At 68.5% G+C, this 18,529-nt stretch carries 14 protein-coding genes; 8 read left to right on the top strand and 6 right to left on the bottom strand.

Annotation, left to right across the window (positions count from 1 at the left end; genetic code table 11):
• Positions 1-225 precede the first annotated feature (225 nt).
• The 6 genes from BFF94_RS22670 to BFF94_RS22645 all read left to right on the top strand — a co-directional run bounded on the left by BFF94_RS22670 (position 226) and on the right by BFF94_RS22645 (position 6,168).
• Positions 226-1,008 (top strand): 5-oxoprolinase subunit PxpA, encoded by a 783-nt coding sequence (locus tag BFF94_RS22670; RefSeq protein WP_128841654.1) that lies wholly within the window; start codon positions 226-228, stop codon positions 1,006-1,008.
• Positions 1,009-1,030: 22 nt separating this feature from the next.
• The gene (locus BFF94_RS22665; protein WP_128841653.1) at positions 1,031-1,273 is read left to right on the top strand and encodes an acetyl-CoA carboxylase; all 243 of its coding nucleotides are present in this window, start codon (positions 1,031-1,033) and stop codon (positions 1,271-1,273) included.
• A gap of 4 nt (positions 1,274-1,277) precedes the next feature.
• A complete protein-coding gene (locus tag BFF94_RS22660) occupies positions 1,278-2,735 on the top strand; it encodes an acetyl-CoA carboxylase biotin carboxylase subunit (RefSeq protein ID WP_219139867.1) in 1,458 nt (485 codons plus the stop codon).
• Positions 2,732-3,607, top strand: coding sequence for a 5-oxoprolinase subunit B family protein (locus tag BFF94_RS22655; RefSeq protein WP_128841723.1), 876 nt, complete (start codon positions 2,732-2,734; stop codon positions 3,605-3,607). Before BFF94_RS22660 ends, BFF94_RS22655 begins: the two co-directional genes overlap by 4 nt.
• Positions 3,597-4,592: a 5-oxoprolinase subunit C family protein gene (locus tag BFF94_RS22650; RefSeq protein WP_128841724.1), complete on the top strand. Its 996-nt coding sequence runs from the start codon at positions 3,597-3,599 to the stop codon at positions 4,590-4,592. Before BFF94_RS22655 ends, BFF94_RS22650 begins: the two co-directional genes overlap by 11 nt.
• Before the next feature lie 220 nt (positions 4,593-4,812).
• On the top strand, positions 4,813-6,168 hold the full coding sequence (locus BFF94_RS22645) for a purine-cytosine permease family protein (protein WP_128841725.1): 1,356 nt from the start codon (positions 4,813-4,815) through the stop codon (positions 6,166-6,168).
• Between the two features lie 139 nt (positions 6,169-6,307).
• Here the strand turns inward: BFF94_RS22645 and BFF94_RS22640 are convergent, their stop codons facing one another.
• From BFF94_RS22640 to BFF94_RS22625, 4 genes are all read right to left on the bottom strand, one after another.
• Positions 6,308-7,033, bottom strand: a complete 726-nt coding sequence (locus BFF94_RS22640) for a copper homeostasis protein CutC (protein ID WP_219139866.1) — start codon at positions 7,031-7,033, stop codon at positions 6,308-6,310.
• Positions 7,034-7,116: 83 nt separating this feature from the next.
• A complete protein-coding gene (locus tag BFF94_RS22635) occupies positions 7,117-7,521 on the bottom strand; it encodes a hypothetical protein (protein ID WP_128841727.1) in 405 nt (134 codons plus the stop codon).
• A complete protein-coding gene (locus BFF94_RS22630; protein ID WP_128841728.1) occupies positions 7,518-7,904 on the bottom strand; it encodes a hypothetical protein in 387 nt (128 codons plus the stop codon). Before BFF94_RS22630 ends, BFF94_RS22635 begins: the two co-directional genes overlap by 4 nt.
• 155 nt (positions 7,905-8,059) lie before the next feature.
• Complete coding sequence (locus tag BFF94_RS22625; protein WP_219139865.1) at positions 8,060-9,346, bottom strand: sensor domain-containing phosphodiesterase; 1,287 nt, start codon at positions 9,344-9,346, stop codon at positions 8,060-8,062.
• A 296-nt stretch (positions 9,347-9,642) separates the two neighbouring features.
• Here BFF94_RS22625 and BFF94_RS22620 point away from each other — a divergent pair, with 296 nt between their 5' ends.
• The gene (locus BFF94_RS22620; RefSeq protein ID WP_219139864.1) at positions 9,643-11,310 is read left to right on the top strand and encodes a Na+/H+ antiporter; all 1,668 of its coding nucleotides are present in this window, start codon (positions 9,643-9,645) and stop codon (positions 11,308-11,310) included.
• A gap of 89 nt (positions 11,311-11,399) precedes the next feature.
• Here BFF94_RS22620 and BFF94_RS22615 read toward each other — a convergent pair whose 3' ends face one another.
• The gene (locus BFF94_RS22615; RefSeq protein ID WP_128841729.1) at positions 11,400-14,972 is read right to left on the bottom strand and encodes an indolepyruvate ferredoxin oxidoreductase family protein; all 3,573 of its coding nucleotides are present in this window, start codon (positions 14,970-14,972) and stop codon (positions 11,400-11,402) included.
• Between the two features lie 2,000 nt (positions 14,973-16,972).
• Positions 16,973-17,530 carry a sugar O-acetyltransferase gene (locus tag BFF94_RS22610; protein ID WP_128841731.1) on the bottom strand — a complete coding sequence of 186 codons (558 nt, stop codon included), beginning with the start codon at positions 17,528-17,530 and terminating at the stop codon, positions 16,973-16,975.
• Between the two features lie 363 nt (positions 17,531-17,893).
• On the opposite strand from BFF94_RS22610, the gene BFF94_RS22605 reads away from it, so the two are divergent.
• Complete coding sequence (locus BFF94_RS22605; protein WP_128841730.1) at positions 17,894-18,508, top strand: glutathione S-transferase family protein; 615 nt, start codon at positions 17,894-17,896, stop codon at positions 18,506-18,508.
• Positions 18,509-18,529: the final 21 nt, after the last annotated feature.

The following is an 18,529-nucleotide window of genomic DNA, read 5'->3' as shown; positions in this document are numbered from 1 at the left end:
GCACGGCAAACATCATATCAACCGCCCCGCCGACGGCAATCCATGGCCACCCGACCCGCGCACACCCGCCTGCGGCGGCGCTGCGCGGTCGTATCGCGCGATATCTGAAAAATCGATACCGTTGCATACAAAAATAGAACTATTTTGACGCACCCCGCACGGCTAACCTGCGTTCAACACGGTTTCGGCGCACGCGAAACCGGAGAACCTGGAGGAACGAACCGTATGAGGAAGCACAGTGTCGACCTGAATTCCGACATGGGCGAAGGTTTCGGCCCGTGGACGATCGGCGACGGCGTCGACGAGCAGATCATGCCGCTCATCAGCTCGGCGAACATCGCCACCGGTTTTCATGCCGGCGATCCGAACATCATGGCGCGCACGGTGCAGCTCGCCCGCGACGCCGGCGTCGGGATCGGCGCGCATCCGGGCTTTCGCGATCTGGTCGGCTTCGGTCGCCGCACGATCACCGAAACGCCGCAGGCGCTCGTCCACGACATCCTGTACCAGCTCGGCGCGCTGCGCGAGTTCGCACGGCTCAACGGCGTAAGCCTGCAGCACATCAAGCCGCACGGCGCGCTCTACATGCACGCGGCGGCCAGCGAAGCGTTCTCGCGACTGCTGATCGAGACGCTGCAGCGCGTCGACCCCGGCCTGTGGCTGTACTGCATGGAAGCCTCGGTCACCTATCGCGTGGCCATGGAATACGAACAGCCGGTGATCCGCGAGTTCTACGCCGACCGCGACTACGACCGCAGCGGCTCGATCGTGTTCACGCGCCGCGTCGGGCGCCTCGACCCGCACCAGGTCGCCGACAAGGTGCTGCGTGCGTGCATCGACGGCAAGGTGCGCACGATCGACGGCGACGACATCGACATCGATTTCGATTCGGTCTGCATCCACAGCGACACGCCGGGCGCGCTCGACCTCGTACGCGCAACGCGCGATGCGCTGGTCCGCGAAGGCATCCGGACCGCGGGCCCGCGACCGCTCGCCGCCCATCACTGATACCGAGTCAAGGAGACGCACGATGGCATTGCACGATATCGTCAGCCCGCTGCCGGGCACGTTCTACCGGCGCCCGTCGCCCGATGCGGACTACTACGTCGCGGTCGATGCGACGGTCGCTGCCGGCGCCGTGATCGGCCTCGTCGAAGTGATGAAGCAGTTCACCGAGATCGAAGCCGATGCGGCCGGTCGCGTCGTCGAGCTGCTCGTCGAGGACGGCGAGCCCGTCGACGCAGGTCAGGTGCTGATGCGGATCGAGGGGTGACACGATGAAGCCGACAACCTCCCCCGACACGTTCTATCGCCCGTCGCGGATCAAGACCGTGCTGGTCGCGAACCGCGGTGAAATCGCGGTGCGCGTGATCCGCGCAGCGCGCGAGCTCGGCATGCGCACGGCCGCCGCGGTCAGCGACGCGGACCGCGACAGCCTCGCCGCGCGCATGGCCGACGAAGCGATCCACATCGGGTCATCGCATGCGGCCAAGAGCTACCTGAATCCGGCCGCGATCCTCGACGCCGCGCGGCAATGCGGCGCGGACGCGATCCATCCCGGCTACGGCTTCCTGTCCGAGAACGCCGCGTTCGCCGCGCAGGTCGAGGCGGCCGGGCTGATCTTCGTCGGGCCGGACTCGCAGGTCATCGCGACGATGGGCGACAAGGCGCGCGCCCGCGACACCGCACGGCGCGCGAACGTGCCGACGGTGCCCGGCAGCGACGGCGTCGTGCAGTCGCTCGACGAGGCCCGCGCGGTCGCCGCGCGCATCGGCTATCCGATCATGATCAAGGCGGCCGCGGGCGGCGGCGGGCGCGGCATCCGCGTCGCGCACGACGCCGCGCAGCTCGACGCCGAACTGCCGCTCGCGCAGCGCGAGGCGCAGGCCGCGTTCGGCGACGGCGGCGTCTATCTCGAACGCTTCATCGCACGGGCGCGACACATCGAGGTGCAGGTGCTCGGCGACGGCCGCGACGTCGTCCATCTGTTCGAGCGCGAATGCTCGCTGCAGCGCCGCCGCCAGAAGATCCTCGAGGAAGCGCCGTCGCCATCACTCACGCCGGCGCAGCGCGACGCGCTGTGCGCGTCGGCCACGCGCCTCGCGCGCGAAGTCGGCTACCGCAGCGCAGGCACGCTCGAATATCTGTTCGACGACGAGCGCGGCGAGTTCTATTTCATCGAGATGAACACGCGCATCCAGGTCGAGCATCCGGTGACCGAGGCGATCACGGGCATCGATCTCGTGCGGGAAACGTTGCGCATCGCCGACGGCGAGCCGCTACGGTTCGCGCAGCCGGACATCGCGATGCGCGGCGCGGCGCTCGAATGCCGGATCAACGCGGAAGATCCGCTGCAGGATTTCCGCCCGAATCCAGGCCGGATCGACGAACTCGTGTGGCCGACCGGCCCCGGCGTGCGCGTCGATTCGCTGCTCTATCCGGGCTACGTCGTGCCGCCGTTCTACGATTCGCTGCTCGCGAAGCTGATCGTGCACGACGAGAGCCGCGCGGCCGCGCTGCGGCGTCTCTCTCGCGCGCTCGGCGAGCTGCACGTCGGCGGCCTGAAGACCACCGCGCCGCTGCACGCCGCGCTGCTCGAGGACAACGACGTGCGGGCGGCCCGCTATCACACGAATTTTCTCGAAGCATGGATGCCGCAATGGCGCGAGGCCGCAACGGCCGCCGCCCGGCAGCACGAAACCGCAGGCGCCGCGCGCGTCGGGGAGGCCCTGTGACGACCCGTTATACGTTCGGCGGCGACGAGTTCGTGTTCGTCGAGATCAGCGAAGCGATGTCGCTCGACGCATTCTTCAAGGGCACGGCGATCACGCGCGAGCTGCGGCGGCGCGCGGTACCGGGCATCACCGAGATCTGCCCGGCGAACGCGTCCTACCAGGTGCGCTACGACCCGGACGTGATCGAGCCCGACACGCTCGTCGCGCTGCTGGAGACGATCGAGGCCGACGTCGGCGACACGCCGCTCGAACTCGACACGCGCATCATCGAGGTGCCGGTGCTCTACAACGACCCGTGGACGCACGAGACGCTGATGCGGTTTCGCGAGCGTCACCAGGACCCGTCGTCGACCGATCTCGAATATGCCGCGCGGATCAACGGCAAGCGCGACGTCGACGCCTTCATCGCCGCGCACTCGGGCTCGCCGTGGTTCGTGTCGATGGTCGGCTTCGTCGCGGGCCTGCCGTTCATGTACCAGATGGTCGAGCGCGAGCGCCAGCTCGAAGTGCCGAAGTACCTGCGGCCGCGCACCGACACGCCGAAGCTGACGGTCGGCCACGGCGGCTGCTTCGGCTGCATCTATTCGGTGCGCGGCGCGGGCGGCTACCAGATGTTCGGCGTGACGCCGGCGCCGATCTTCGATCCCGCGCAGCGGCTCGACTACCTGCGCGATTTCATGGTGTTCTTCCGGCCCGGCGACATCGTGAAGTTCCAGCCGATCGATCGCGACGCGTACGACGCCGCCGTCGCGGCCGTCGAAGCGGGCACCTTTTCGCTGCGCGTGTCCCCCGTGAAATTCTCGCTCGACGCGTTCCTGAGCGATCCCGATGCATACAACCGCTCTCTCGTCGAGGTGCTGCATGCCAGCTGACGCGCACAACCTGATCGAGGTCGTGAAACCCGGCCTCGCGACGTCGGTCCAGGATACCGGCCGGCAAGGCTACTACCACGTCGGCATCCCGCCGTCGGGCTCGCTCGACCAGTACGCGTCGCGCGCGGCGAACCTGCTGGTCGGCAATCCCGAACAGGCGGCCGTGCTCGAATGCACGCTGCTCGGCCCGGAGCTGCTGTTCCATGCGAACGCGCTCGTCGCCGTCACGGGCGCCGAGATGACGCCGAAGATCGACGGCGTCGGGCAGTGCTGCAACGTCGCGCTGCGGATCCGCGCGGGCAGCGTGCTGTCGTTCAACTACGTGAAGGGCGGCGCGCGGGCCTACCTGGCCGTCGCGGGCGGTATCGACGTGCCGGTCGTGCTCGGCAGCCGCTCGACCTATGCGCTCGGCGCGATCGGCGGCCACGCGGGCCGGCGTCTGCAGAAGGGCGACCGGCTGCCGATCGGCGCCGCACGCGGCACGCCTCGCGAAGGGCGCGAACTGCCGGCGTCGGTCAGCCGGCCGCTCGACAGCCAGGTCGAACTGCGCGTGCTGACGGGCCTGTACCACTACCGGCTGACCGACGCATCGGCACACACGTTCTTCGACGACGAATGGACGGTCGCGCCCGAAGCGGACCGCATCGGCTACCGCTACAAGAACGGGCGCCCGCTGCAGTTCCGGCCGCGCGAGCAACCATTCGGCGCGGGCGCCGATCCGTCGAACATCGTCGACGCGTGCTATCCGATCGGCTCGATCCAGGTGCCGGCCGGGCTCGAGCCGATCATCCTGCATCGCGACGCGGTGTCGGGCGGCGGCTACGCGACGATCGGCACGGTCATCAGCGCCGACATGGACCTGATCGGCCAGATGCAGCCGAACCATCGCGCGCGCTTCGTGCGCGTGACGATGGCCGACGCGCTCGCGGCGCGCCGCGAGTACCAGCGGCGCCTCGCGCTACTGCGCGCCGTGCTGCAGGACTGAGCGCCGGACGCCCGGCCTTCGTGCCGGGCGCCGTTCGCCGCCCGCCGCTTTCATCCTTCGCTTCCGTTTCCCGCCCGTGCGGCCGCGCGCGGCGCGGCGGGGACGCTTGCGCGCCATTTCTGCCGGACCGGTTGCCCGCCCGACGTCGGGGCAACCCCGCGGATCGCATGAGCCGCGGCCCAGACGTCGTCAGCTGTTTTGCTCATCGAGGAGCACGCTCATGGCCAACCTGGCTCAGGCCCGCACCGACGAGGATCTCGACCTGTCGACGCTCGCCATTCCCGATCACGCGCGCATGCCGCCCTTTTCCCTGACGATGGCGTGGTGGGCCGTATGCAGCGCGGTGTTCTACATCGTTGTCGGCGCGACGCTCGCGCTCTCCTACGGCGCGCGCAACGCGCTGATCGGGATGGCGCTGTCGGTGGTGTCGTACGGCATCGTCAATTCGATCATCAGCCGCTACGCGATCCGCACGGGCCTGTCGGTCGCGCTGTTCTCTCGCGTGCTGTTCGGCAGCGCGGGGGCGGCACTCGCGACACTGATCTTCTTCGCGACGGCGATCTACTACGCGGTGTTCGAAGGCTCGGTGATCGCGGTCGCCGCGCATCACCAGTTTCCGGCGCTCGATTACAAGTGGGCCGCGCTGATCGTCGTCTGCTACAGCGTGCCGCTCGTGTTCGGCAGCGTGCAGCACTGGCTCGACAAGTTCAACGGCGTGCTGCTGCCGTTCTACCTGCTCGGGCTGCTCGCGGCGGTCGGGCTCGCGACGGCCGAGTACGGCTATCACGCCGCCTGGCTCGATTTCGGGCCGCCGGGCGGCGCGCCGGCCGGCGGCTGGTGGCAGTGCTTCGTCTACTACATGGGCGTGTGGGTGCTGATGATGTTCACGTTCGACTACGCGCGCTTCGGCCGCAAGGAGGACGCCCGCTATCACGGCCGCTTCAACTTCGGGATGCCGTTCTATCTCGTCACGTTCCTCGTCAACGGCGCGGCCGGCATCTATCTCGTCAGCACGATTCCCGGGCTCGGCACGCTGTCGGAAGTATCGGTCGTGCTCGCGCTGCTGAAGCTGATGGGCGTGTGGGGGCTGCTGTTCGTGTGGGTCACGCAGTCGCGCATCAATACCGCCAACTACTACCTGGCGACAGTCAACATGCAGGCGTTCTTCCAGAAGGTCGCCGGCTTGCGCGCGCCGAAGTACGTGTGGGCGCTCGTGGTCGGTGCGGTCGTCTACGCGCTGATGATGGCCGACATCTTCTCGCGGATCCTGCAGGCGCTCGCGTACCAGGGCATCTTCGTCGTCGCGTGGGTCGGCGTCGCGCTCGCGCACATCCTGTCGACGCACTACGGGCAGCTCGTCGGCGACGACGTCGAGTGCCGCGACGCGCATGTACCGGTGTTCAATCCGGGCGGATTGACCGCATGGTTCGCGGGCGCGCTCGCGGGGCTCGTGCTGAACCAGGCGACCGGGTTCGCCGCGTCGCTGTCGGCGCCGGCGACCTTCGTCGTGTCGTGGGTGGTCTATCGCGCGCTGCTCGGCGCCGCGAAGCGGACCTGGTTCGTGCGGAATACGTGACGAGGCCGCGCCCGCGCCGGCGCGCCGCCATCGTCCGCGCCGTCCGGCGTGTCGTGCGTGGCGTCCGCCATGTGGCCCTCTCCCGGGATGGTGTCCCGGCATGTCGTGCCGGTGCGTGCGGTCGCGGCCGCCGTGCGCGTCACACGTGCGCCGCCGCACCGTCGAGCGCCGCGCGCACGCGCTCGACACGCTGTTCATCGACAGGCGCCAGCACCTCGCCGCGCGGCCGCACGCCCGAGCCGAAATGCACCGCGCGCACGCCGGTGGCGCGGACGAAATCGCCGACCGCGTCGATCGTGAGTCCCGAGCCGGCCAGCACCGTGCAGGTCGAGCCCGCCGCCTGCCGCACCAGCCGCGTGATCGTCGCGACCGCGTCGAGTGCCGACGGATGGCCGCCCGAGGTCAGCACCGACGTGACGGCCGGCACGCGCAGCAGCGCGTCGAACGCGGCGTTGAGATCGCGCGCGACGTCGAACGCGCGGTGGAACGTGAGTGCACGCCCGTCCGCGGCGGCCGCGATGCGGGCCAGCGCGCCGAGATCGACGTCGCCGCGCGCGTCGAGCGCACCGAACACGACACCGTTCGCGCCGGCCGCGACGGCCGCGCGCACGTCGCGCTCGATCACGCGCAGGTCGTCGGCGTCATAGACGAACGACCGGCTGTGCGGGCGCACGATCACGTTGACGGGAATCGGCACGGCGGCCACGACGGCCTCGATCAGGCCGACGCTCGGCGTCAGCCCGCCTTCGGTGATCGCGGTCACGAGTTCAAGGCGGTCGGCGCCCGCCCGGGCGGCGGCCTTCGCATCGCCGACGGTCGTGGCGATCACTTCGAGGAGGACGGAAGAAGCAGCGTTTCGGTTCATGGGCGGCCCGCGAATCGTCTGGACAATTCGCGCATCCTAGCCGAGCCGCGCGACGGGCGCCAGCGTGCCGGCCGCCGCACGCGTCAGCGTCGCCGTACGAGCCACACGCCGGCCAGCGCGGACAGGCCGGTCACGACGGCACCGGGCGCGAACCGGAACATCCGCGCATTCATGTCCACGCCCTGCTGCTGCATCACGTCGACGAACCCGGGCGCCAGCAGGAACGACGCCCAGCCGATGACCCCGAACGCGGTGGTCGCGGTCGCGACGAGCAGCGCGATGCCCGCACCGCGCGCACGCGGCCGGAATGCGCCGGCAAACGCGCCCGCGGCCAGGAGCACGGTCGACAACACGAACAGCACGGCGGCGAATACGACCATCGCGCCCGCCTGGCCGACTTTCATGAACGCGACCATCTGCGCGGCGATCACGCAGCAGCCCGCGATCGCGAACAGCACGATCGCGAGCCCGTTGCGCACGACGCTCACGCGAGTGCCTGACGGAAATACGCGGTCGCGGGGCGCCGGAACAGCAGGTAGATGAACAGCGCGAACAACAGGAAGCCGGGAATCAGCACCGCGAACATCGACGCCGGCATGTTGACGAACGAAAACGCGAAACCGAACACGGCCGTCGCGACGTAAGCCTTGCGCGACCACTCGCGCCCCTTGAGGATCGCGATGCCGATCACGACGTTCGCGGCTTCGAGGATCACGCCGATGCCGAGCGTCGCCCAGACGGGCAGCAGGTAGTGCGACAGCAGTGCCTGGGTGGTCGGCATGCCGATCGAGAACGGCGTATAGACGCACGTGATCGCGTTGGTCACGATGATGATCCACGCGACGATGGTCAGCGAAATCGGTCTTTTCATTGTGTTGTCCTTTTATTCGCCGCCATGGTGGCCCCCGGGACGGCGCGATCGCGGTCACGACGGCCGCGGTCGCGCCATTGTCGGGGAAGCACGCGGCGAACGCAACGGCCGGCCGGCGCCGGGCGTCAGGGTCGCCGCCTGCCGTGCGCACGCCGCTAGCCGGCTTCCGCTTCGTCGTCGGTCCAGTCGATATCGCCGCACAGCACGCGCTGCGCATCGCCGACGCGCACGGCCACCGACAGCGTCACGCACGGCTGCGCCTCGTTGATCGACAGGTACGGCCGCGTGACCTGCACGCGCCCCGGTTCGGCGATCGCCGTGCGGAAATACGGCCGGCGCAGCCAGTTCGCCCCCTGCGCGTCCGCCAGCGGCGAGAAGCGCGCCTCGCTCAGCGCGCGGTCGGCGCGCAGCACGACGTTGCGGCCCGACTGGCGGCCCTGCGCGTCGAGCAGGAAGCAGCACGCCGCCGCGTCGAGCGCGAGGAAGTTCCAGCACACCTCGTCGAGCGGCTCGCCGGCCGCGAGACGCTCGGCCGCACGCTCGAACGCACGCAGGTACGGCGCGAGCCGCTGCGTGTCGCGCCGCTCGCGCGCTTCGGTCTGCTGACGAAAGCGCTCGGTCAGCTCGCCGATGCAGCCCGTCGCGGCCGCGCTGTCGGGCAGCCCCGGCGCCGGGCGGCCGAAGTAGTAGCCCTGCACGAAATCGGCCTCGCACGACAACGCGATCTGCGCCTCGTGCTCGGTCTCGATCCCCTCGACGAGCACGAGCTTGCCGGCCTCGTGCAGCAGCGTCACGAGCCCGTGCAGGATCGCGGTGAGCCCCGTGCGGTGTGCCGCGTGCGACAGCATGATCCGGTCGAGCTTCACGATGTCCGGGTTCAGTTGCCAGATCCGTTCGAGATTCGAGTGGCCCGCGCCGAAATCGTCGAGCGCGATCAGGAAGCCCTGCGCGCGGAATTCGCGCACGGCCTCGGCGAGCCGCTCGACGTCGTCCGCGCGCTGTTCGAGCACTTCGAGCACGATGCGGCGCGGCGGCATGCCGAGCCGCTTCAGGTTCGCGAGCAGCGCGGCCGCCTGGAACGGGTCGGTGAGCACGCCCGGATGGACGTTGAGAAACAGCCATTCGCGCTCGGCGCCGAGCAGCGCGAAGTTCTCGAGATGCAGCGCCTGCGCGAGCCGGTCGAGCTGCAGCAGCTCGCCATGGCGCGCGGCTTCGCCGAACACGTCGAGCGGCGACACGGCGCGGTCGAGCGCATCGTGCGCGCGCAACAGCGCCTCGTAGCCGACCGCACGCTGGTGCGACAGGCTGAATATCGGCTGGAACACGCTCGTGAGCGTCAGGTCGCGATGCTGCGTCGCCAGACGTTCGAGGCCGGAACTCATCTCCCGCTCGAACCGGTACGGCGACGCGGCGGGCGGACGCTCCTGTTGCACGATCGTCATGCCTTCCTCCTGGTGATGCACTCGAGCGCGCCGTCCGACGAAACGGACGGCGCGCGCAATGTCATGGTTGGACCCTCGGTTGCCCGGTCGATGCCGGGCGGCTGACCAACCTCAAGCAAGCTCCGTGCGAGGTGCCGACAACCCGTGCGCCGCGTGGGCGCACGGGGCTGCCGCACCACCGCGGCGCACGTCGGACGCACCATTCTCGTGCGCGCGCACCGGCCGCTCGAGCGCATCCGTCACGCCGGCACGCTACACTCCGTCCGATCGTTTCATTCCCCGTATTCGCCGTATCGATGGAAATCGTCTTCACCGTCCTGATCCTGCTGCTCACCGTCGCGCTGTCCGGCGCCGTCACGCGCATCCTGCCGTTCCAACTGCCGCTGCCGCTGATGCAGATCGCGTTCGGCGCGATGCTCGCGTGGCCGAAGCTGAACCTGCACGTCACGTTCGATCCCGAAATCTTCATGCTGCTGTTCATTCCGCCGCTGCTGTTCGCGGACGGCTGGCGGATTCCGAAACGCGAGCTGTACCTGCAGCGCCGCGCGATCCTGATGCTCGCATTCGGGCTCGTGTTCATGACGGTACTCGCAGTGGGTTATTTCGCGCATTGGCTGATTCCCGAGTTGCCGCTGCCGATCGCGTTCGCGCTCGCGGCCGTGCTGTCGCCGACCGACGCGGTCGCGCTGTCGGGCATCGCCGGCCGCGGCCGGATCCCGCCGCAACTGATGCACATCCTCGAAGGCGAGGCGCTGATGAACGACGCGTCGGGCCTCGTCGCGCTGAAGTTCGCGATCGCGGCCGCGCTGACGGGCATGTTCTCGCTGCGCGACGCGTCGATCACGTTCGTGATCGTCGCCGCCGGCGGGCTCGCGACGGGCGCGATCGTGTCGTGGGCGTTCAGTGCGCTGTCGACGCGCGTCCTGAACGCCGAGCAGGAAGGCGATCCGGCCCCCGGCATCGTGATGACGCTGCTCGTGCCGTTCGCGGCCTACCTGTTCGCCGAGCACCTCGACCTGTCGGGCGTGCTCGCGGCCGTATCGGCCGGGATGATGATGAACTACACGAGCTTCTCGCGCAAAAGCACCGTCGCGTCGCGCGTGCGCGCCGAAAGCACGTGGGCGATGATCGAGTTCGTGTTCAACGGCATGGTGTTCATCATGCTCGGGCTGCAGTTGCCGCACATCATCGGCCGCACGCTCGTCGACGCGCACCACACGAGCGACGCGCTCGTCGGCCGGATGATCTTCAACGTAGGCGCGATGATGATCGCGCTGTATGCGATCCGCTTCCTGTGGGTCTGGCTGCTGCGCTGGTTCGCGAGCCGCCGCGCCGCGCGCCAGGGCCTCGCGGGCACGATGGCCGGCGTGCGCACGATCGCCGTGATGACGGTCGGCGGCGTGCGTGGCGCGGTCACGCTTGCCGGCGTGCTGTCGATTCCCGTCGCGCTGTCCGACGGCGCGCCGCTGCCGGGGCGCGACACGGCGATCTTCGTCGCGTCGGCCGTGATCCTCGGCTCGCTCGTCGTCGCGGTGATCGGCCTGCCGCTGCTGCTGCGCGGCGTGCGTTCGTCGCGCAGCCCGCTCGGCAACGAGGAACGCACCGCGCGCGCCGCCGCCGCGCAGGCCGCGATCCGCGCGATCGACTCGTCGCACGACGCGATCTCGACCGATCTCGACGAATCGGGCGCCGCGCGCTGCGCGGACATCTCCGCGCGCGTGATGGACCAGTACCGCCGCCGGCTCGCCACGCTCGCCGAGGAAGGCCCCACGCCGCGCGCGGAAGCGAAGCAGGCCGAGACGATGGAGCTGCAGATGCGGATCGCGGCCGTGCGCGCTGAACGCTCCGCGCTGTACCGGCTGCGCAGCGACAGCAAGATTTCCGACGAGACGCTGACGAAGCTGATCCGCGAGATCGACCTGTCGGAGACCGCGCTGTCGACGCGCAAGAAAGGCATTCTCTGACGGGCCGGCGGCTGCCTGGACGCAGCAGCCGCCCATGAAAAAACGGCGACGCGAAGGCGTCGCCGTTGTCGCATCCGCCCGCGTTCGCGTTACTTCGCGACGACGACCGGAATTCCCTTCAGCATGCCCGCGCCCTTCATCTCGTCGAGCGCACGCTGCACGGCCGCGCTCGTCGCCGCATCGATGCCGAGCTGCAGCGCGAGCTCGCGCTCCGCGCGCTTTACGCCGGCCAGGTTGCGCACCTTCACGTGACCGAAGCCGCGCACGCGCGCATGCAGGTCGGCCAGCTGCGCGACCTGCTCCGCATTGCCGGCCGTCAGCGCGGCAAGCGCACGCGCGAGCGTCGTCTCGTAATCGTCGGCGAGCGCGCGCTCCATCTTCCGCTCGACGGTGCGGCCGAACGGATCGAGCCACGTGCCGCGCAGGCTGCGCACGCGCGCCAGCATCCCGAATACCGGCCACATCCACTGGCCGAACACGCGCTTCTTCGGCGCGCTGCCGTCGCTGCCGGCCTTCGCGACCGTCGGCGGCGCAAGGTTGAACTTCACGCGATACGTCTGCCCGGGCACACCTTCGAACTGTGCCTCGAGCGCCGTGCGGAATGCGTCGTCCGCGTAAAGCCGCGCGACCTCGTATTCGTCCTTCACCGCGAGCAGCCGGTAGAACGTCGTCGCGACCGCGCGCGTCAGCGCATCGTCGCCCTTCGCGCGCGTCGCGTTCACGAGCGCACGGTAGCGCTCGACGTAGCGCATGCCGCCGTACGCATCGAGACGCGCTTCGCGATCGGCGATCAGCTCGGCGAGCGTCTCCAGCGCGGCATGCACGGCCACCGTATGACGCGCGTTCCACAACGCATCGAGGCCCGCCGCGTCGCCGGCCGCCATCCGGCCGATCGAGAACGCGAGCTTGTTCATCGGCACCGCGACGTTGTTCAGCTCGATCGCGCGCATCATCGCGGCGAGCGACACCGGCACGAGGCCGAGCTGCCACGCATAGCCGAGCATCAGGATGTTCGCGCCGATCGAGTCGCCGAGGAATTTCGCGGCGAGCGCCTGCGCGTCGCAGCTCGACAGGTAGCCGTCGCCGGCCGCATGGCGCATCTTTTCGAGCAGCGCGTCCGCATGCAGGTTCGCGTCGGGGTTCTGCACGAACGACGCATTCGGGATCCGGTGCGTGTTGACGACGATCCGCGAGCGCTCGTGACGCACCGTCTGCAGCGCCTCGGCGCTCGCGCCGACGACCATGTCGCACGCAAGCAGCACGTCGGCCTGCTGCGTGTCGATGCGCACCTGGTTCAGCCATCGGTCGCTCGACGCGATCCGCACGAACGACAGCACCGAGCCGCCCTTCTGCGCGAAGCCCATGAAGTCGAGCACCGATGCGCTCTTGCCTTCGAGGTGCGCGGCCATGCTGATCAGCGCGCCGACCGTCACGACGCCCGTGCCGCCGACGCCCGTCACGAGCATGTCGAACGGCGCCGCGTCGAGATGCGTCGCCGGCACCGGCAGCGCATCGACGCGCGCGGCGAGCGCCGCTTCGTCGAATGCCGCGCCCGCGGCCTTCTTCAGCGCCGCGCCTTCGACCGTCACGAAGCTCGGGCAGAAGCCGTTCACGCACGAATAGTCCTTGTTGCACGACGACTGGTCGATGCGGCGCTTGCGGCCGAGCGGCGTTTCGAGCGGCTCGACCGACAGGCAGTTCGACTGCACGCCGCAGTCGCCGCAGCCTTCGCACACCGCGTCGTTGATGAACAGGCGCTTGTCCGGGTCGGGGAATTCGCCTTTCTTGCGGCGGCGGCGCTTCTCGGCCGCGCAGGTCTGGTCGTAGATCAGCACGGTGACGCCCGGCGTCTCGCGCAGCTCGCGCTGCACCGTGTCGAGCTCGCTGCGGTGATGGAACGTCGTGCCGGCCGGGAACTGCCCGTGATGGCCGTCGTACTTCTCCGGCTCGTCGGACACGACGACGAAGCGCGACACGCCTTCCGCCTCGACCTGCCGCGCGATCTGCGGCACCGAGATGCTGCCGTCGACCGGCTGGCCGCCCGTCATCGCGACCGCGTCGTTATAGAGGATCTTGTACGTGATGTTCGCCTTCGCGGCGACCGCCTGGCGGATCGCGAGGATGCCCGAGTGGAAGTAGGTGCCGTCGCCGAGGTTCTGGAACACGTGCTTCGTGTTGGTGAACATCGCGTGCGCGGCCCAGTCGACGCCCTCGCCGCCCATCTGGATCAGCCCCGTCGTGTCGCGCTCCATCCACGACGCCATGAAGTGGCAGCCGATGCCGGCCTGCGCGATCGAGCCTTCCGGCACCTTCGTCGACGTGTTGTGCGGGCAGCCCGAGCAGAAGTACGGCGTGCGCTTCACCGCGTCGGCCTCGTTCGACAGGATCTGCGGCGCGACGAGATCGACGACACGTTCGCGGCGGTCGAGCGCCGGCTTGTGCCGCGCGAGCCATTCGGCGAACACGGGCAGGATGCGCGACGGGCGCAGCTCGCCGAGCTCGGACAGCAGGCAGGCGCCGGCAGCGTCGTGCTTGCCGAGCACGCGCGGGCGCGCGCCTTCCGTGCGGTTGTACAGGTAGTCCTTGATCTGCTGCTCGATGACCGGGCCTTTCTCCTCGATCACGAGCACTTCGGCCAGCCCGTCGACGAAGGTCTCGACCCGCGTCATCTCGAGCGGATACGACAGGCCGACCTTGTAGATCCGCACGCCGGCCGCGTCGAGGTCGGCCACCGTCAGGTCGAGACGGCGCAGCGCTTCCATCAGGTCGAGATGCGCCTTGCCGCAAGTGACAATGCCGACGTTCGCCTGCGCGCTCGGCGCGATCCACTTGTCGATGCTGTTGGTGCGCGCGAAATGGCGCACCGCGTCGAGCTTCGCGGCGAGGCGCGCCTCGATCGTGAGGCTCGGCAGGTCGGGCCAGCGGTTGTGCAGGCCGCCCGCCGGCGGCGTGAAGCCCGCCGGCGCCGGCCACTGCGTCTGCAGCGTGTCGAGGTCGACGGTCGAGCCCGACTCGACCGTTTCCGAGATCGCCTTGAAGCCGACCCACGCGCCCGAGTAGCGCGACAGCGCCCAGCCGTACAGGCCGAATTCGAGCATGTCGGCGATGTTCGCCGGGTTCACGACCGGCATGTGCCACGCGATCATCGCGAAGTCGCTCTGGTGCGGCATCGACGACGACACGCAGCCGTGGTCGTCGCCCGCGACGACGAGCACGCCGCCATGCGGCGACGAACCGTATGCGTTGCCGTGCTTCAGCGCGTCGCCGGCGCGGTCGACGCCCGGGCCCTTGCCGTACCACATCGCATACACACCCTCGACCGTGCGCTCGGGATCGGCCTCGACGCGCTGCGTGCCGAGCACGGCCGTGCCGCCGAGTTCCTCGTTGATCGCGGGCAGGAAGCGCACGCCGCTGGCGTCGAGCAGTTTCTGCGCCTTCCACAGCTGCTGGTCGACCATGCCGAGCGGCGAACCGCGATAGCCGCTGACGAAGCCGGCCGTGTCGAGCCCCTGCTCGATGTCGGCCGCGCGCTGCATCAGCAACAGGCGCACCAGCGCCTGCGTGCCGGTCAGGAAGATCCGGCCGCGCGTCGCGGTCAGGTTGTCGGTCAGGCGGTAGTCGGACAGGGCAGGCGTGCCGTCGACAGGCAAGCGGGCGGTCATGGGGGATATCTCCTGATTATGCTGTTCTGGGCTGCGCGGCGGGGCGTCGGGCGACGCGTGGGCGCCGGCAGCGAATAGCTCTATTTTTTCGCGCGCAGACGAGAATGTTTTTTCTCATCTTGCTCGGACGGGCTCGCAGCGAGAAAAACTGCGCAGCTTTTCATCCGGATTTGAGAGAGTTTTCGCGCGCGGCGTGGAGCGGGATGGGCGGGGCGTCGGGACGGGCGGACGGTTTGCCGGGAAAGCCGGTGCGCGTCCGCAGGCCCCCGCCGGCACGGCGGCGGGCGCTCGCGCCCCGCGTGACAAGGGTTTGGGCGGCTGGATGCAGTCACCCTCACCGTTGGAATGCACAGCGTTCCGATTGATCGGGGGCGCGGGATGTCCACAATGCCGCGCCCTTCAGCCGATCGGGCTCGGGTGCTCACCGTTCGAATGCACAGTGTTTCGAGTGGCGTCGAGGTCGGGATATCCACATCCGGAATCGGTATCCGGTTCGCTCGGGCGCCGACGCTCACCGTTGAAATTCACAGCGCGGCGAGTGGGTTTTAGCGGTGGATATCCACATCGGGTTCGGCTCGTTTCGTCGATCGGCTGTTCACCCTGACCTTTCGGATACACGGGATCGCAAGTGGGTTCGCCGGCTGGATTTCCACGTCGGCACACGCACGCTGCTCAATCGCAGGCCGGTACTCACCGTCGAGATACACGGGGCTTCGGGTGGCTGCTGTGGCCGATGCCCACGTCCAGACCGGCACTGCCGCCCGGTCGCGCGTGGACCCTCACCGTCGGAAACCACAGCCCTTCGAGTGGCTGCGGTGGCAGTTGTCCACGCCCGAATCGGCATCGCCGCCGGGCTTCGCGCGCACCCTCACCGTTGAAAACCACAGCCCTTCGAGTGGCTGCGGTGGCAGTTATCCACGCCCGAATCGGCATCGCCGTCAGGCTTCGCGCGCACCCTCACCGTCGGAAACCACTGCCCTTCGAGTGGCTACGGTGGCAGTTGTCCACGCCCGAATCGGCATCGCCGTCGGGCTTCGCGCGCACCCTCACCGTTGAAAACCACAGCCCTTCGAGTGCGTTGGAGAGACGGATATCCACATGGGCGCGAATCCGCTGGTCAGCCGTGGACGTGCATTCCCGTGAGCCGCGACGACCGGGAGTCCGCGTCGGCATCGGTACGCAGCCCGATCGGTGCTGACACTCACCTGTGAAATACACAGTGCGTCGAGTCGTTTCGTTGGCCGGATATCCACACTGGAATCCGCATTGCCTTCGATCGCGTGCTCTCACCCGAGCCTGAAATGCATGGCGCTTCCGACGGCGTTGTCGGCCGAACGGCCGCATCGTGGCCTGCCGTCTGTCGATCGCGTGCTCGCGCTCACCATTGAATTGCACAGCGTGTCGAGTCGCTCGAGGAGACCGACTTGCGCGATGAAATCTGCTCGTGGCGGACCACGCACCGGCACTCACCGTTAGAATGCACAGCCCTTCGAGTGGCTTCCGGAACCGGATATCCACGTCGTCGCGCACGCACGGCTCGGTCACGCATTCGCGCGTTCGGCTAGAATGCGCGGCGCCCCGAACCACCCCCAAGGTCGGGAAACCGCGCCAGAGCACGCGCATCGCATGATCGGGCATCAACACTCACCGTTCAATTTCACAGCATTTCGCGTCGTTCGGCGGGTCGGTTATCCACAACCCTCTTCATGCATTACGCGGCATCCGGTCATCCTCACCGGTGCAATGCACAGGGCGGCGATTCGTTCAGGTGCGCGGATATCCACAACGGATCGCGCGAAGAAGCGTTCATCGGCACATCGGCAGAAACGGTTCGAGCATCGGCCCACTGAAATCCGGCGATCACCGAAAAGCCTTGTCCAGACGGCCTCGGCGGCACCCTCACCGTTCAAATGCACAGCATTTCGAGTCGCGCGGGCGGTGAGTTGTCCACATCCGTCCCGTGGCGCTTGCTCAAAGCCGACACGCGCGCCGGGGCAGCCTCACTCGGCAATCGACCGGATGACCGTCGCCGGATTGCCGCCGACCAGCGTATCCGGCGGAACGTCCCGGGTAACGACGGCTCCGGCCGCGACGACCGAATTCTCGCCCACCGTCACGCCGCCGATGATCGTCGCGCCGGCGCCGATCCAGACGTTTCGTTCGATCACGATCGGCTTCGCGACGACGAAGTCGCGCCGCCTCGAAGGTTCGACGGGATGGCCGGACGTGATGAGGCTGACGTTCGGCCCGATCATCACGTCGTCGCCGATCTCGAGCCCGCCCAGGTCGTAGAACGTGCAGTTCTGGTTGACGAACACGTTGCGTCCGAGCTTCATGCCGGCGCCGCCCGTCGCATGGAACGGCGGGATCAGCCGGAAGCCGTCGTCCACCTGCACGCCGATCAGTTCGCTGAACAACGCGCGAACTTCAGCCGCATCGTCGAACGTCAGGCGGTTGAGCCGCGCGGCGATTGTCATCGCTCGCCTGATCTCGGCCACCATGGCCGTCGATTCCGGCGTTCTTCGCGGAATGATCGTGGTGCGGTCGTCGTTTGCCATGCGTGACTTGTCTCCAATGATTCGCGCGTTTCGCAACGCGTCGGCGATCGTGGCCGAATGCTTGCGTTGCCGGATGCGCGGGTGCTGCGGGATCGGCGATGCGGATTGTAGTGATGCCGACTTATGCCGGAATTTTTCATAACTAGTTTTAATATAACTAGTTAACAAATGACTTCATTATGCAGCAGGCTCTGCCCGGCCTGCTGCCCGGTTCCGTCTGACACAACGCATCGAACCAGGCACGCGCAGTCGGGCTGCCCCTCGCCGGGCGCCCCTAGCCGGGCGCCCCTGTCCGAACCTCCTGCGCTCGGGTACGCTTGAGCATCCACCGGACCGACACCGGCATCCAAACGCGGAGGCGCGATGAAGCTCTACTACTGGCCGAAGACCCGGGCATTCCGGGCGTTGTGGATGCTCGAGGAAATCGGCGTGGTGTACGAACTCGTGCCGATCGACCTGCGCTCGCACGAACAGGGCAGCGACGCGTTCGTGCAGGTCAACCCGATGGCCAAGCTTCCCGCGCTCGACGACGGCAGCGCGCCGTTCGCCGAATCGGGGGCCGTGCTGCTCTATCTCGCCGACTGCTGCCCGGGCGCCGGGCTCGGCGTCGCGCCCGACGATCCGCTGCGCGGCCGTTTCCTCCAATGGATGTTCTTCACGCCGACCTGCCTCGAACCGGCGATGGCCGAGAAATTCATCGGCGCGTCGGGCAATCCGGTCGCGTTCGGCTGGGGCAACATCACACGCGTGCAGCGCGCGCTCGCGCAAGCGCTCGCCCATAACCCGTGGCTCGTCGATGACCGCTTCACCGCGGCCGACCTGCTGCTCGCCAGCACGCTGAAGAGCGCGTTCGACGCGCATCTGCTGCCGCACGAAGGCGTGCTCGGCGACTATGTCGCGCGAGCCGAGGACCGCGACGCGTTCCGTCGCGCGGTCGCGATCGAACAGCGCGAAGCGGCGCGTCTGCTTCACGCGTGACGTAGGGGCGCCGCCGGCGGC

Source organism: Burkholderia catarinensis, assembly GCF_001883705.2.
Taxonomy (GTDB): domain Bacteria; phylum Pseudomonadota; class Gammaproteobacteria; order Burkholderiales; family Burkholderiaceae; genus Burkholderia; species Burkholderia catarinensis.
This window is presented reverse-complemented; position numbering and strand designations above follow the sequence as displayed.